Consider the following 14,705-nt stretch of genomic DNA (forward strand, 5'->3'; position numbering starts at 1 on the left):
TGGCACGCATCGCCTTTTCACTGATGAAGCATGAGACGGGATATCGCCCTCCAAGCCCCATCAAGGCTTGACGGGCAACATAGAATCTCCCACGGCCAGGCTCCGGATGAACGGCCCGGCAAGGGATCACGCCTAGCGTCGCCAGAAGGCGGGCGTGAACAGCACCAGCACCGTGAAGATCTCCAGACGCCCCAGCACCATCGCCACCACCAGGATCCACTTGGCCAGCGTGGGGATGTCGCCGTAGTCGGTGGCCACCTCGCCGAGCCCCGGCCCCAGGTTGTTGAGCGCCGAGCCCACCGCGGACCAGGCGGTGACCTGGTCGAGGCCGGTGGCCAGCAGGCCGATCAGCATCAGGAAGAACAGCATTACGTAGACGGCGAAGAAGCCCCACACCGCCTGGGAGACACCGTCGGTGACGCGTACCTTGCCGACCTTGATGGCGATCACCGCGTTGGGGTGGATCAGACGGGTTACCTCGCGCATGCCCTGCTTGAAGATCAGCAGGATGCGGACCACCTTCATGCCGCCGCCGGCCGAGCCCGAGCAGGCGCCGACGAAGGCGGCGACGAACAGCATGAACGGCAGCGCGCCCGGCCACAGTGAGAAGTCGGCGACCCCGAAGCCGGTGGTGGTGGCCACCGAGACCGACTCGAACAGCCCGTGGCGCAGGGCCTTCCACTGCGTGTAGTTGGGGTCGACGAGCAGGGTGGCCATGCTGATCAGGCTCAGCAGCGCCAGAAAGGTCACGAAGAAGCGGAACTCCGGGTCGTGCAGGTAGTGGCCCAGGCGCTTCTCGCGCCAGACCGCGAAGTGCAGCCCGAAGCTGGCCGAGGAGATCACCATGAACAGCACGCAGATCAGCTCGATGGTCGGGCTGTCGAAGTAGCCGATGCTGGCGTCATGGGTTGAGAAGCCGCCGATCGCCACCGTCGAGAAGCTGTGGCCGAGGGCATCGAACCAGTTCATGCCGGCGAGCCAGTAGGCCAGGCCGCAGGCCACGGTCAGGGCGGCGTAGATGTACCACAGCGCCTTGGCGGTCTCGGTGATGCGCGGGGTGAGCTTGGAGTCCTTGAGCGGCCCGGGGATCTCGGTGCGGTAGAGCTGCATGCCGCCGATGCCCAGCGTGGGCAGGATGGCCACCGCCAGCACCACGATGCCCATGCCGCCCAGCCACTGCAGCTGCTGACGGTAGTAGCGGATGCCCTCCGGCAACAGGTCGATGCCGGTGAGCACGGTGGCGCCGGTGGTGGTCAGCCCGGAGAAGGACTCGAACACCGCATCGGTCCAGGATAGCGACGGGTCGCTGGACAGCATCAGCGGCAGCGAGCCGAACAGCCCCAGCACGCTCCAGAACAGTACCGTGATCAGGAAGCCGTCGCGGGTGCGCAGCTCCTTGTGGGCGCGGCGGTTGGGCCAGTAGAGCAGCGCGCCGGTGCCGGCGGTGATCGCCATGGCGATGGCGAAGGCATCCCAGTCGCCGTCGGCGAACAGCCAGGAGATCAGGATCGGCGGCACCAGGGTCAGGCTGAACAGCATCAGCAGCAGACCCAGGATGCGCAGGGCGACGCGCGGGCTCATGACGGCGTTGTTCCGGCTGGGTGAGGCATGTCGGGCGGCGGCGTCCGGGTCAGAAGAAGGTCAGGCCGACCTGGAACAGACGCTCCACGTCGCGGATGCGGCGCTTGTCGATGACGAACAGGATGACGTGGTCGCCGGATTCGACCACCACGTCGTCGTGGGCGATCAGCACTTCCTTGCCGCGCACCACGGCGCCGATGGTGGTGCCCGCCGGCAGGTCGATCTCGTCGATCGCCCGGCCCACCACCTTGGAGGAGCGCGAGTCGCCGTGGGCGATCGCCTCGATGGCCTCGGCCGCTCCGCGACGCAGCGAGTGGACGTTGACGATGTCGCCGCGGCGCACGTGGGTGAGCAGTCCGCCGATGGTCGCCTGCTGCGGCGAGATGGCGATGTCGATCTCGCCGCCCTGGACCAGGTCGACGTAGGCGGCGTTGTTGATCAGCGTCAGCACCTTCTTGGCCCCCAGCCGCTTGGCCAGCATCGACGACATGATGTTGACCTCGTCGTCGTTGGTCAGCGCGCAGAAGATGTCGCAGTCCTCGATGTTCTCCTCGATCAGCAGCCGCTTGCTGGTGGCGCTGCCGTGCAGCACCACGGTGCGGTCGAGGCGTTCGGAGAGCACGGTGCAGCGGTCCAGGTCGTGCTCGATGATCTTGACCTGATGGCTGTGCTCGAGCTGCTCGGCGAGGCGCTGGCCGATGTTGCCGCCGCCGGCGATCAGCACCCGGCGGAAGTCGCGCTCGACCTTGCGCAGTTCGCTCATCACCGCGCGGATATCCTTGCGCGCGGCGATGAAGAACACCTCGTCGTCGGCCTCGATCACCGTGTCACCGCGCGGGATGATCGCCCGGTTGCGACGGTAGATCGCCGCCACGCGGGTGTCGACGTTGGGCATGTGGCGGCGCAAAAAGCCCAGTTCCTGGCCCACCAGCGGGCCGCCGTAGTAGGCCTTCACCGCCACCAGCTGGACCAGGCCGCCGGCGAACTCCAGCACCTGCAGCGCCCCGGGGTAGACGATCAACCGGCGGATGTGGTCGGTCACCACCTGCTCGGGGCTGATCAGCACGTCCACCGGCACCGCGTCGTGGGAGAACAGCCCCTTGCGGGTCAGATAGGCGGCGGCGCGCACCCGGGCGATCTTGGTCGGGGTGCGGAACAGCGTGTGCGCCACCTGACAGGCGACCATGTTGACCTCGTCGGAGTTGGTCACCGCGATCAGCATGTCGGCGTCCTCGCCACCGGCCTGGCGCAGCACCATCGGATACGAGGCGGGCCCGGTGACGGTGCGGATATCGAGGCGGTTGTGCAGTTCACGCAGCCGCTCGGTGTCGGTATCCACCACCGTGATGTCGTTCTCTTCGTGGGCCAGATGCTCGGCCAGTGTGCCGCCGACCTGGCCGGCGCCCAGTATGATGATCTTCATCGATGTCGAGTCCGCAGGGTTCGATGCCATCGCGCGGCCGGGCCGCGAGGCGGTGTATCAGACGCGAGGTAGCATAAACCACCCGGGCAGGGCGGGGACAGGTGTGTCGCGGTTCGGGGCGGGATTTCGGCCGGCCCGGGCCGCCGCGACGGCCCGGGCGAGTCAGTCAGCTCAGTGTGAAGCCGACCTTGACGGTCACCTGCCAGTGGGCGATGCGGCCGTGTTCGACGTGGCCGCGGGTGTCGGTGACCTCGAACCAGCGAATGTCGTGAAGCGTCTCGTTGGCCTTGGCCAGGGCCTGCTCGACGGCATCCTCGATCCCCTTGGGTGAGGAACCGGTCAGTTCGATGTGCTTGTAGACGTGCTGGGTCATGGGCTGCTCCTTGCCGTTGCAAAACGAAGGCGCCGCTGGTGTGCATCGTTCAGCGGCGCCCTGGTCAGTATAGGCATCAGGCGCCGGGCGTTGTCGACTCCTTGACCAGCCGCGCGTAGAAGAAGCCGTCGTGGCCGCCGGTCTGCGGCAGCAGCTGGCGGCCGGCACCGGCGGCGCGGCCCCAGGCGGCATCCACGGTCTCGGCCCGGGCACCCGGGGTGCGTGCCAGGAAGGCGGCCACCTGCTCGGCATTCTCCTCGGGCATTACCGAGCAGGTGGCATAGAGCAGGGTGCCGCCCGGGGCCAGTGCCTGCCAGAGGCTGTCGAGCAGGCGTGCCTGAAGGGCGGCCAGCTCGCGCAGGTCCGAGGGGCGGCGCAGCAGCTTGATGTCCGGGTGGCGACGGATTACCCCGGTGCCCGAACAGGGCGCATCGAGCAGGATGGCCTCGTAGGGCGTGCCATCCCACCCGTCGAGCGAGCCGGCATCGGCGGCCTCGAGATGTGCCGCCAGGCCCAGGCGCTCGAGGGTCGTGCGTACCCGGGCCAGGCGCTGGGCGTCGACGTCCAGTGCCGTCAGCTCGGCGTCGCAGGTTTCCAGCAGATGGGCCGCCTTGCCGCCGGGTGCGGCGCAAGCATCGAGCACGCGGGGGGTGGCTCGGCCGGCGAGCGCGGGAGCGAGCAGGTCCGCGGCGAGCTGGGCGGCCTCGTCCTGGACACTGACCTCGCCCTCGGCGAAGCCGGGCAGGGCGCTGACGTCGCAGGGCGTCTCGAGGGTGATCCCCGTGGCGGCATGACGGCACGGTTCGGCGGCGATGCCCGCCTCGGCCAGCCGCGCCAGATAGCCCTCGCGGGTGGTGCGGCGGGCGTTGACCCTCAGGGTCATCGGCCCGGGCTGATTGTTGGCCTCGGCGATGGCGCGCCAGTCGTCCGGCCAGGCCTGACGCATCCGCTTGAGCAGCCAGGTCGGGTGCAGCAGAGCCACGCCGGGATCGCGGTCGACCCGTCCCTGCAGGGCGACCGATTCGCGCTGGAAGCGGCGCAGGCAGCCGTTGATCACGCGCGTTGCCCAGCCCTTGTTCAGGGCGCGGGCGGCGCCGGCCGTCTCGCTGACCGCGGCGTGGGGCGGCACCCGCATGTACAGGAGCTGATAGAGCCCCAGCAGCAGCAGGGCGTGAATGTCGTCGTCGCGCTGCTTGAAGGGCTGGCGCAGCAGTTCCTGGGCCAGGGCCTGCAGGCGAGGCTGGGTACGGCACACGCCGAAGCACAAGGCCTTGGCGAAGCCCCGGTCGCGGGTGGCGACGCCGCTGTCGGCGAGAGCGGCGTCGAGCCCGGACAGTGACCCCTGGCCGGCGAGCACCGGGGCAAGCTGGCGGGCGGCGAAGGCGCGAACGTCAGTCATCGGTGGTCTCTCCCAGACGCTGCCCGGCGACGAAGCGCTCACCGCGGGCATTGAGCAGGTCGCGCACCGCCAGCGGCTTGCCGCCGGGCAGCTGGGCCCGGGTCACCCGCAGCACGTCGCGCCCCGTGGGGCCGCAGGCGATGCGCAGGGCATCGGGCGCGCTGTCCAGCAGGGTGCCGGGAGCGGCGCCGGCGCCCGGTGGCGTCGGTTCCGCCTCGGCCAGCCATAGCCGCAGGGTGTCGCCGTCGAGGCGTGTCCAGGCCACCGGCCAGGGGTTGAAGGCGCGTACCCGGGCGGCGAGTTCGGCCGCCGGGCGGGTGAAGTCCAGCGCCGCCTCGGCCTTGGAGAGCTTGGCCGCGTAGGTCACGCCGGTATCGGGCTGGGGCGTGGCGGCGAGGCCGTCGCCGGCCAGGGCGTCGAGTGCCTCAGTCAGCGCCTCGCCGCCCAGGGTGGCCAGCCGGTCGTGCAGCTCGCCACCGGTGGTGGCGGTCTCGATCGGCGTGCGGCGTTCCAGCAGCACGTCGCCGGTATCCAGCCCGGCGTCCATCTGCATGATGGCCACACCGCTCTCGTGGTCACCGGCCTCGATGGCGCGCTGGATCGGCGCCGCACCGCGCCAGCGCGGCAGCAGCGAGGCGTGGACGTTGAGACAGCCAAGCCGCGGGATGTCGAGCACTGCCTGGGGCAGTAGCAGGCCGTAGGCCACCACCACCATCACGTCCGGACGATACGCGGCGAGCTCGCGCCGGGCGTCTTCCGCCTTGAGGCTGACAGGCTGGTGCACCGGCAGGCCGTGCTCGAGCGCCAGCGCCTTGACCGGGCTGGGGGTGAGTTTGCGGCCGCGCCCGGCGGGGCGGTCGGGCTGGGTGTACACGGCGACTACCTCGTGGCGGCCGGCGAGCAGCGCGCGGAGGCTTTCCGCGGCGAAATCCGGGGTTCCGGCGAACACGACGCGCAGGGATCGGGTCATCGACAGGGCCTTGCTGACGGGGAAATGGGCGTTAGGGTAGCGGATGGCACGGCGAACAAAAAATGCCGGGGCGCATGGGCGACCCCGGCATCGTTCTCGGCCGCCTGCAGGCGGGGCGAGGCGTCGTCAGGCGGACTGCATCTGCCGATGACGCTTCTGCATCTTCTTCATCACACGGTCGCGCTTGAGCGGCGAGAGGTAGTCGACGAACAGCCGACCCTCGAGATGGTCGCACTCGTGCTGGATGCAGTGCGCCAGCAGCCCCTCGGCCTCGCGCTCGTAGGGCTTGCCGTCGCGCCCCAGTGCCTTGAGTCGCACGCGCAGGGCGCGAGGCACCTCGGCGTAGTATTCGGGGATCGACAGGCAGCCTTCCTGCATCGGCTCGCGCTCGTCGCCGAGCGGTTCGTACTCGGGGTTGATCAGGACCAGCGGTTCGCTGTGGTCCTCGCTGGCATCGATGACGATCACCCGCCGATGGACGTCGACCTGGGTCGCCGCCAGGCCGATGCCGTGCGCGTCGTACATGGTCTCGAGCATGTCGTCGACCAGCGCGCGGACCTCGTCGTCGACGGTATCGACCGGCGCCGCCCGGGTACGCAGGCGTTCGTCGGGGAATTCGAGGATTTCTAGCTTGGCCATGGCGTTGAAGGTACCGTATTCGGTTTATGCAACAATGTTGTCCCAATTGTAGTCCGCGGCGACGCATTACGGAACCGCCGGGCCGTGCATCGTTGCGATAGGACTTGGCTATCCAGAACAGGGGGCAGCTATGGGGCAGCGTGCGTCAGGTTGTGCATTCGACCCCGCGGGGCGCATGCCGTTCCCGTCGGCGCGATCCAGAAGTACGCAGAGAAGGCGCAGAAGACCATGAACCAACACAAGAGCGCCGGCCGCCGGCGACGGTGGCCCGTCAGGTTGCTGGCGGCATGTTTGCTGATCCCGGGCTGGAGCCTGGCCGCCGAGCCCCCTGCTGCCGGCACCAGCGAAATGGGCGCGAGTGCGCCGCAGTCAAGCGTTTCCTCCCCGGTACTGCGCCGTGATGCACCGCAACGCTATACCGTGCAGCGCGGCGACACGCTCTGGGACATCGCCGGGCGCTTCCTCGCCGACCCCTGGCAATGGCCGCGCCTGTGGCGGGGCAACCCGCAGGTCGACGACCCGCACTGGATCTATCCCGGCGACGTGATCCATCTCTACCGTGCTGCCGACGGCACGCCGCGCCTGGGGCTCGAGCGCGGGCAGGGCGTGGTGCACCTGTCGCCGCAGGTGCGCCGGGTGCCGCGGCGCCGGGCGGTGCCGCCGCTGCCGCTGGACAAGGTGCAGCGCTTTCTCGAGGCCAATCGCATCGTCGCGCCCGACCGGCTGGCGCAGGCGCCCTACGTGATCGCCGGCGACGACCGACGCCTGATCAGCGGGGCCGGCGATCATGTCTACGTGCGTGGCGCGCTGCCCCCGGGCGAGCGTTTCGGGCTCTATCGCCCCGGCGAGCGCTACGTCGCCCCGGATACCGGCGAATTCCTCGGCCTTGAGCTCGAGACCCTGGGCGAGGCCCGTGTGCTGCGCCGCGAGGGGGACGTCTCCCGGCTGGTGGTGACCGCCTCGCGTCAGGAGATACGCCCCGGGGATCGGCTGCTGCCGCTGGAGTCGCTGCCGGTGACGCCCGAGTTCCAGCCCCGCCCGCCCTCGCACCCGGTCGCGGGGCACATCCTCTCGGTGCCCGGCGGCGTGCGCTACATCGGTCGTCTCGACGTGGTGGCGCTCGACCTGGGGCGTCGCGAGGGCATGGCGCCGGGCACGGTACTGGCCGTCGAGCAGCGCGGCGAGACGCTGAGCGACCCGCTGACCGACGCGGCCGTGACCCTGCCCGACGAGCAGGCGGGCCGGCTGATGGTGTTCCGGGTCTACGACCGGGTCAGTTATGCCCTGGTCATGCATGCCACGCGCAGCCTGGCGGTGGGCGACCGGGTGCGGGCGCCGCGCCCGGCGGGAGGGCGAGCGCCATGACCCCGGAACGGCGCGACTGGCTGGCGCTGTGCCATCTGCCGAAGGTGGGGCCGCGGCGGCTGGCCGAGCTGAGGGCGGCCCGGCCCGCCTGGCCGGACGGCTGGCTGGCGGTGCTGCCGGCACCGGCGCGGGACGCCCTGCGGCTGTGGCTGGCTCGCCCGGCGGCGAGCCCGCTCGAGGCGCTGGTCGACCGCGCCCTGGCCTGGGAGGCGGCGTCGGCGACCCATCACCTGCTGTATCCCGGGCATCCGGCCTGGCCGGCCCTGCTCGATGAACTGCCCGATCCACCGCCGCTGCTCTGGGCCTGGGGGGAGCTTTCCGCGCTCGACGCGCCGGGGCTGGCGATCGTCGGCACCCGCCGGCCCACCCGCGACGGCCTGGGCAATGCCGCGCGCTTCGCCGGCGAGCTGGCCGGTGCCGGGTTCTGCGTGATCAGCGGCATGGCGATGGGCATCGACGGTCGTGCCCATCAGGCCGCGCTCGAGGCCGGCGGCTCCAGCATCGGCGTGCTGGGCTGCGGCATCGACGGCGTCTACCCGGCCCGGCACGGCGCGCTCTACCGCGCGATGCGCGAGACCGGCCTGCTGCTCAGCGAACACCCGCCCGGCACCCGGGCCAATCCGGCGTTCTTCCCGCGCCGCAACCGGCTGATCACCGGGCTGTCGCTGGGCGTGCTGGTGGTCGAGGCGGCGGAGAAGAGCGGCTCGCTGATCAGCGCACGGCTGGCCGGGGAGCAGAACCGCGAAGTGTTTGCGCTGCCCGGCTCCCTGAACAATCCCCAGGCGCGCGGCTGCCTGGCGCTGATTCGCCAGGGCGCCACCCTGGTGACGGAACTCGACGACATCCTCGCCGAGCTCGCTCACTGGATCCCGGTGGGCGGCGAGCCATTTGGCGAGCCATTCGGCGAGCCTGCCGGCGCGGCATCGCCGCCGGCGACACCGGAGGAGCCGCTGCTGGCCCTGCTCAGCGACTCGCCCACGCCGCTGGACCTGCTCATCGAGCTGTCCGGCCAGGGCGTGCTGCACTGCCAGCAGCGCCTGCTGGAGTTCGAACTGGACGGCCGGGCGGCCCAGGTGCCCGGTGGCTGGGTCCGCCTGCCCGGGGCCTGAGGCGCTGTGACCCCCGGCGCGGCATGCTAGAATGAGCGGCTTTCGGACGTGCGGAGACAACGGGCGAAATGAGCACCGCGACTGGTTTCGAGGCCGCCGTGGCGACCCTGCGCGACGGCGGCGTGATCGCGTATCCCACCGAAGGGGTGTGGGGGCTGGGTTGCGACCCGGACGACCCCGCGGCGCTGCAGGCCGTGCTGACCCTCAAGCAGCGCGACCCGGCCAAGGGGTTGATCCTGATCGCCGGCGACATCGCCCAGGTGGCGCCGTGGCTGGAGGGCATCAGCAAGGCCCAGCGCGAGACGCTGCTGGCCACCTGGCCCGGGCCCAACACCTGGCTGGTGCCCGACAACGGCCGGGCCCATCCGCTGCTGCGCGGCGAGCATGACCGCGTCGCCCTGCGGGTCAGTGACCATCCGCTGGTCGCCGTGCTGTGCGCCGCCCACGGCGGGCCGATCGTCTCCACCTCGGCGAACCCGGCGGGCGCCGAGCCGGCCCGGGACCTGGCCACCGTGCGCCGCTACTTCGGGGCGTCGCTGGTCGCCGTGGACGGCGCGCTGGGTGGCCAGGCCCGTCCCAGCCGCATCCGCGACCTGGTCACCGGGGACACGCTGCGCGAGTGAGCCCGGCGCAGCGCGCACGTATCCACTCCATCCAGCCATTGTGACGAGGAGCCTGCCGTGGCGCATGCCTATCTCGACGACGTGAAGCATTACCTGCTCGACCTGCAGGATCGCCTGTGCCGACAGCTGGCCGAGGCGGATGGCGGGGCGACCTTCCGCGAGGATGCCTGGGAGCGGCCCGAGGGTGGCGGCGGTCGGTCCCGGGTGATCGAGGGCGGCGGCGTGTTCGAGAAGGGCGGGGTGAACTTCTCCCACGTCCACGGCGACACCCTGCCGCCCTCCGCCACGGCCGCGCGGCCCGAGCTGGCCGGTCGCGGTTTTCACGCGGTGGGTGTGTCCTGGGTGCTGCACCCGACCAATCCGCACATTCCCACCAGCCACGGCAACGTGCGCTTCTTCATCGCCGAGAAGGCCGGCGAGGCGCCGGTGTGGTGGTTCGGTGGCGGCTATGACCTGACCCCCTTCTATCCGGTCCACGAGGACGTGCTGCACTGGCACCGGGTCGCCCGCGACGCCTGCGCGCCCTTCGGCGACGACGTCTACGCGCGCTACAAGCGCTGGTGCGACGACTACTTCTATCTCAAGCACCGCGACGAGACCCGGGGAGTGGGCGGGCTGTTCTTCGACGATCTCAACGAGGGCGGCTTCGAACGCTGCTTTGCCTTCCAGCAGGCGGTGGGCGACAGCTTCCTCGACGCCTACCTGCCGATCGTCGCGCGGCGTCGCGACACCCCCTGGAGCGAGCGCGAGCGCGCCTTCCAGCTCTACCGGCGCGGGCGCTACGTGGAGTTCAACCTGGTCTGGGACCGCGGCACCCTGTTCGGCCTGCAGAGCGGCGGGCGCACCGAGTCGATCCTGATGTCGATGCCGCCGGTGGCGGAGTGGCACTACGGCTGGACGCCCGAGCCGGGCAGCGCCGAGGCGGTGCTGTACCGGGATTACCTGCGTCCGCGCGACTGGCTGGGCGAGGCGCAAGGAGACACCGATGAGTGATCGCTACTGCGTGTTCGGCCATCCGATCGGCCACTCGAAGTCGCCGCGGATCCATGCCGCCTTCGCCGAGCAGACCGGCGAGGCCATGACCTACGAGGCGATCGAGGCGCCGCGGGACGACTTCGCCGGTGCCTGGCGGGCCTTCGCCGCGGCCGGCGGTCGCGGCGCCAATGTCACCGTGCCCTTCAAGGAGGACGCCTTCCGCCTGGCCGAGGACCTGAGCCCCCGCGCGCGACGCGCCGGCGCGGTCAACACCCTGTGGCTCGACGACGCCGGCCGCCTGCACGGCGATACCACCGACGGCGTGGGGCTGGTGCGGGACCTCGAGGCCCATGCCGCCCCGCTGGCAGGTGCCCGCATCCTGGTGCTGGGCGCCGGCGGGGCGGTGCGCGGCGTGCTCGAGCCGCTGCTGGCCACGCGGCCGGCGAGCCTGACGATCGCCAATCGGACCGCCGCCAGGGCCGAGGCGCTGGCGGCGGACTTCGCCGATCTGGGTGACGTGCGGGGCGGCGGCTTCGCCGAGGTGAGCGGCCCCTTCGATCTGGTGATCAACGGCACCAGCGCCAGCCTGGCGGGGGAGCTTCCGCCGCTGCCCGACGCGCTGTTCGCCGACGGCGCCCTGGCCTACGACATGATGTACGGCGCCGAGCCCACGGTGTTCCTGCAGTGGGCGGCGCAGCGCGGTGCACGGACCGTCGACGGACTGGGCATGCTGGTCGAGCAGGCAGCGGAGTCGTTCTTCATCTGGCGCAACACGCGCCCGGACACCGGCCCGGTGCGCGAGATGCTGCGCCGTTCGCTCTAGCCCGGGCTCAGCCCGGCCGCCGGCAGTCAGGTGTGCGACCGGCGTCGCGGGCCTGACGGTAAAGCGTGAGCGCCTGATCCATCTGCGCCTGCAGGCCGTCGATGCGCTGGCCGTGGCTGGGGTGGGTGGACAGCCACGCCGGCGGCTGGCCCTGGCTGTTGGCCTCCATGTTCTTCCACAGGTCGATGCTCGCGCGCGGGTCGAATCCGGCGCGGGCCATCAGGTTGAGACCCAGGGTATCGGCCTCGCTTTCCTGCTTGCGCGAGAAGGGCATCAGGATACCGTACTTGGCGCCCATGCCCAGCAGGCCCATCAGCTGCTGCCCCCCCTGACCCTCGAGCCCGGCGGCGGACTGCAGTACCGAGAGGCCGGTCTGGGTGGCCGCCTGGGTCGAGACCCGCTCGTTGGCGTGATGCGCCAGCACGTGGGCGACCTCGTGACCGAGCACGGTGGCCAGCTGGTTCTGATTTTTGGCGACCTCAAGAAGTCCCGTGTTGACGCCGATATGTCCTCCAGGGAGCGCGAAGGCGTTGGCGGAGTCATCCTTGAAGACCTTGACCTCCCAGTTTTCGCCGCTGTTGGTCTGGGCGGTGACGGCATGGGCCACGCACTGCACGTAGTCGGCGGTCGCGCCGCCCACGGTGGGCAGTTTCTGCTGGTACTGCTGGAAGCTCTGGTCGCCCATCTGATTGATCTCCTGGTCGGAGAACAGGGTCAGCTGCGATCGCCCAGTGGGGGTCTGGCTGCAGGCGGCCAGCACGAGCGTCAGGCTGAGCGCGCCGAGGGTGCGAAGTGTCATGGGTCTCTCCCTGAGAATAAGCGGGGTGGGACCGCGCTGGACAGCGGCGGTCGCGTTCCGTGGCAGTGATCGCCTTCAAGATACCCCGTTGCCACATGGGGTCAACCGGATTGGAAAGAGGGGGAATCCATGGACGAGAGTCTGAACCGGCGCCTGCACGGGCTGCTCGATCGCCTCGAGGCGTGGCTGCCGCCCGCGCCCGAGGCCGCCGACTGGTCGCGGGACGTGGCCGCGATCTGGCAGCGCCATCCGCTCGGCGGCCAGCTGGTGCCGGTGGCGGCCCGCGATGCCGTGCGCCTCGACGATCTGGTGGGCGTCGATCGGCAGCGCGAGGCGCTGCTCGCCAACACGCGCGCCTTCCTGGCCGGCCGCCCGGCCAACCACGCCCTGCTGTGGGGGGCCCGTGGCAGCGGCAAGTCCTCGATGGTGCGGGCGCTGCTCAACACCCTGGCGCCGGAAGGGCTGCGGCTGATCCAGGTCGACCGTCACGATCTGGCCGGCCTGCCGTCACTGGTGGCGCAGCTGCGCGATACCGAGCATCGCTTCATCGTCTATTGCGACGACCTGTCGTTCGAGGGTCACGACGACGCCTACAAGGCGCTCAAGAGCGTGCTGGACGGCACCCTGACCGGCCCGCCGGAGAACGTGCTGCTGTATGCCACCTCCAACCGTCGCCACCTGCTGCCCGAGTCGCTCGCCGACAACGCCGATACCCGGCTGGTCGGCGACGAGCTGCACCACGGCGATGCCGTCGAGGAAAAGATCTCGCTGTCGGACCGCTTCGGCCTGTGGCTGGCCTTCCATCCCTTCAACCAGGACTCCTATCTCGAGGCCTGCCGTCACTGGGTGGCGCACCTGGGCGGGGCGGAGTGCTGGAGCGAGGCGGCCCGGGAGGCGGCATTGCGACACGCCACCCTGCGCGGGACGCGCAGCGGGCGGGCCGCCTGGCAGTTCGCCTGCCAGTGGGTGGGCAGCGGCGTCGGCTGACCCGCGCCCCGGGCGGGGTCAGCGCCGGCTGCGGCGGGCCTCGCGGGTCCGTGCCAGCTGGCGGGCGCGGGCCTTCTCGCGGTCGTTGGCCCCGGCGTTGGGGTCGTAGGGGTTGGCGCCGGAGCGGAACTCGAAGCGGATCGGCGTGCCACGCACCTTGAGCACCTTGCGGAAGGTGTTGGTCAGGTAGCGCTTGTAGGCCTCGGGCAGCGACGCCGTCTGGTTGCCGTGGACGACGATGATCGGCGGGTTGCTGCCGCCCTGGTGAGCCATGCGCAGCTTGATGCGCCGGCCGTTGATCAGCGGCGGCTGGTGCTCGCTGACGGCGTCCTGGAGGATGGTGGTCAGGCGGTTGGTCGACCAGTGGGCGGTGGCGGCCTTGTAGGCGCGCTCGATCGACGGGTAGAGATCACCCACTGCGGTGCCGTGCAGCGCCGAGATGAAGTGCAGGTCGGCGTAGTCGGCGAAGCCCAGGCGACGCTTGATCTCGCTGCGCATCTTGTCGCGCTGCTCGCTTTCCAGCCCGTCCCACTTGTTGACCGCCAGCACCAGTGCCCGCCCGGAGGAGAGCACATAGTCGAGCAGGTGCATGTCCTGTTCCACCAGTCCGCTGCGCGCGTCGAGCACCATGATCGCCACATGGCACTCCTTGATCGCCTCGAGCGTCTTGATGATCGAGAACTTCTCGGCCACCAGGCTGACGTTCTTGCGCCGGCGCACGCCGGCGGTGTCGACCAGCACGTAGGGGCGGCCGCGGCGCTCGTAGGGGATCTCGATGGCGTCGCGGGTGGTGCCGGCCTCGTCGAAGACCACCACGCGCTCCTCGCCGAGCAGCCGGTTGACCAGCGTCGACTTGCCGACGTTGGGGCGGCCGATCACGCCGATGCGGATGCCCTGGTCGGCGGGGGGGAGGGCGTCCGCGTCCGGGTCGGTGTCGCGCTCGGGAAAGGGCGCGAGCACCTCGTCGATCAGCGCGGTGACGTTGCGCCCGTGGCTGGCGGCGATGGGACGCGGGTCGCCCAGGCCCAGCCCCCAGAACTCGGCCATCGCCGAGTGCTCCTCGAGGCCGTCGGTCTTGTTGACCACCAGCCAGGTCTTCTTCTGGTTGACCCGCAGGTGATTGGCGATCGCCTCGTCGGCGGGAATCAGTCCGCTGCGCGCATCGACCAGGAACAGCACGATGTCCGCCTCGTCGATGGCCAGCAGCGACTGCTCGGCCATGGCGGCGTCGATGCCCTGCTCGTCGCCGCTGATGCCGCCGGTGTCGATGACGGTGTATTCCTTGCCGCCGAGCTGGCCGTTGCCGTACTTGCGGTCGCGGGTCAGCCCCGGGAAGTCGGCCACCAGGGCATCGCGCGAGCGGGTCAGGCGATTGAAAAGGGTCGATTTGCCGACATTGGGGCGGCCGACCAGGGCGATCACGGGAGTCATGGGAGTCAACGAGCCGGAGTTCAGAAACGGAATTTCGCACTACCCCGGGCGGGGTGCGCGGTCAGGGAGGCTGATTCTAGCATTACCCGGGCGGGGCGCCCAATGTTCAATGGAAGTCCAGCGCGAATGCCCGACCGACTCGCGCGGGGCGGTTCCGGCGGCAGGTCGCGGCGGGGGCGCTGTGGACCCTTCCCTGGGCGCTACCTCG

The 14,705-nt window shown here is 70.5% G+C and carries 14 protein-coding genes; 6 read left to right on the forward strand and 8 right to left on the reverse strand.

The genetic code is table 11. The annotated features are described in order from the left end of the window. Positions 1-132 precede the first annotated feature (132 nt). The 6 genes from ACTCB7_RS13875 to def all read right to left on the reverse strand — a co-directional run bounded on the left by ACTCB7_RS13875 (position 133) and on the right by def (position 6,385). Positions 133-1,581 (reverse strand): TrkH family potassium uptake protein, encoded by a 1,449-nt coding sequence (locus ACTCB7_RS13875; RefSeq protein WP_463007123.1) that lies wholly within the window; start codon positions 1,579-1,581, stop codon positions 133-135. A gap of 49 nt (positions 1,582-1,630) precedes the next feature. Beyond that, a complete protein-coding gene (gene trkA, locus ACTCB7_RS13880) occupies positions 1,631-3,004 on the reverse strand; it encodes a Trk system potassium transporter TrkA (RefSeq protein WP_463007124.1) in 1,374 nt (457 codons plus the stop codon). A gap of 166 nt (positions 3,005-3,170) precedes the next feature. Continuing rightward, complete coding sequence (locus tag ACTCB7_RS13885; protein WP_163647779.1) at positions 3,171-3,377, reverse strand: dodecin; 207 nt, start codon at positions 3,375-3,377, stop codon at positions 3,171-3,173. A gap of 76 nt (positions 3,378-3,453) precedes the next feature. Next, entirely contained in the window at positions 3,454-4,776 is a 1,323-nt protein-coding gene (rsmB, locus tag ACTCB7_RS13890; RefSeq protein ID WP_463007125.1) for a 16S rRNA (cytosine(967)-C(5))-methyltransferase RsmB, read from the reverse strand. After that, positions 4,769-5,746, reverse strand: coding sequence for a methionyl-tRNA formyltransferase (gene fmt, locus ACTCB7_RS13895; protein ID WP_463007126.1), 978 nt, complete (start codon positions 5,744-5,746; stop codon positions 4,769-4,771). Before fmt ends, rsmB begins: the two co-directional genes overlap by 8 nt. Positions 5,747-5,872: 126 nt before the next feature. Further along, positions 5,873-6,385: a peptide deformylase gene (def, locus tag ACTCB7_RS13900; protein WP_463007127.1), complete on the reverse strand. Its 513-nt coding sequence runs from the start codon at positions 6,383-6,385 to the stop codon at positions 5,873-5,875. Between the two features lie 228 nt (positions 6,386-6,613). Between def and ACTCB7_RS13905 the strand changes: the two genes are divergently transcribed. The 5 genes from ACTCB7_RS13905 (at position 6,614) to aroE (ending at position 11,280) form a co-directional block, all read left to right on the forward strand. After that, positions 6,614-7,750 carry a LysM peptidoglycan-binding domain-containing protein gene (locus ACTCB7_RS13905; RefSeq protein WP_463007128.1) on the forward strand — a complete coding sequence of 379 codons (1,137 nt, stop codon included), beginning with the start codon at positions 6,614-6,616 and terminating at the stop codon, positions 7,748-7,750. Then, positions 7,747-8,859 (forward strand): DNA-processing protein DprA, encoded by a 1,113-nt coding sequence (gene dprA, locus ACTCB7_RS13910; RefSeq protein WP_463007129.1) that lies wholly within the window; start codon positions 7,747-7,749, stop codon positions 8,857-8,859. The genes ACTCB7_RS13905 and dprA overlap by 4 nt, the downstream gene beginning before the upstream one ends. A 68-nt stretch (positions 8,860-8,927) precedes the next feature. Next, positions 8,928-9,482: an L-threonylcarbamoyladenylate synthase type 1 TsaC gene (gene tsaC / locus ACTCB7_RS13915; RefSeq protein ID WP_224420735.1), complete on the forward strand. Its 555-nt coding sequence runs from the start codon at positions 8,928-8,930 to the stop codon at positions 9,480-9,482. 57 nt (positions 9,483-9,539) lie between these two features. After that, positions 9,540-10,475, forward strand: coding sequence for an oxygen-dependent coproporphyrinogen oxidase (gene hemF, locus ACTCB7_RS13920; RefSeq protein WP_463007130.1), 936 nt, complete (start codon positions 9,540-9,542; stop codon positions 10,473-10,475). Continuing rightward, positions 10,468-11,280, forward strand: coding sequence for a shikimate dehydrogenase (aroE, locus tag ACTCB7_RS13925; protein WP_463007131.1), 813 nt, complete (start codon positions 10,468-10,470; stop codon positions 11,278-11,280). Before hemF ends, aroE begins: the two co-directional genes overlap by 8 nt. Before the next feature lie 7 nt (positions 11,281-11,287). On the opposite strand, the gene ACTCB7_RS13930 is transcribed toward aroE, so the two are convergent. Continuing rightward, entirely contained in the window at positions 11,288-12,079 is a 792-nt protein-coding gene (locus tag ACTCB7_RS13930) for a M48 family metallopeptidase (protein ID WP_224415547.1), read from the reverse strand. Positions 12,080-12,208: 129 nt separating this feature from the next. Here ACTCB7_RS13930 and ACTCB7_RS13935 point away from each other — a divergent pair, with 129 nt between their 5' ends. Continuing rightward, a complete protein-coding gene (locus ACTCB7_RS13935; RefSeq protein ID WP_463007132.1) occupies positions 12,209-13,066 on the forward strand; it encodes an ATP-binding protein in 858 nt (285 codons plus the stop codon). 18 nt (positions 13,067-13,084) lie between these two features. Here the strand turns inward: ACTCB7_RS13935 and der are convergent, their stop codons facing one another. Then, positions 13,085-14,497, reverse strand: a complete 1,413-nt coding sequence (gene der / locus ACTCB7_RS13940; RefSeq protein ID WP_463007133.1) for a ribosome biogenesis GTPase Der — start codon at positions 14,495-14,497, stop codon at positions 13,085-13,087. Positions 14,498-14,705: the final 208 nt, after the last annotated feature.

It is taken from the genome of Modicisalibacter sp. (genome assembly GCF_055145905.1).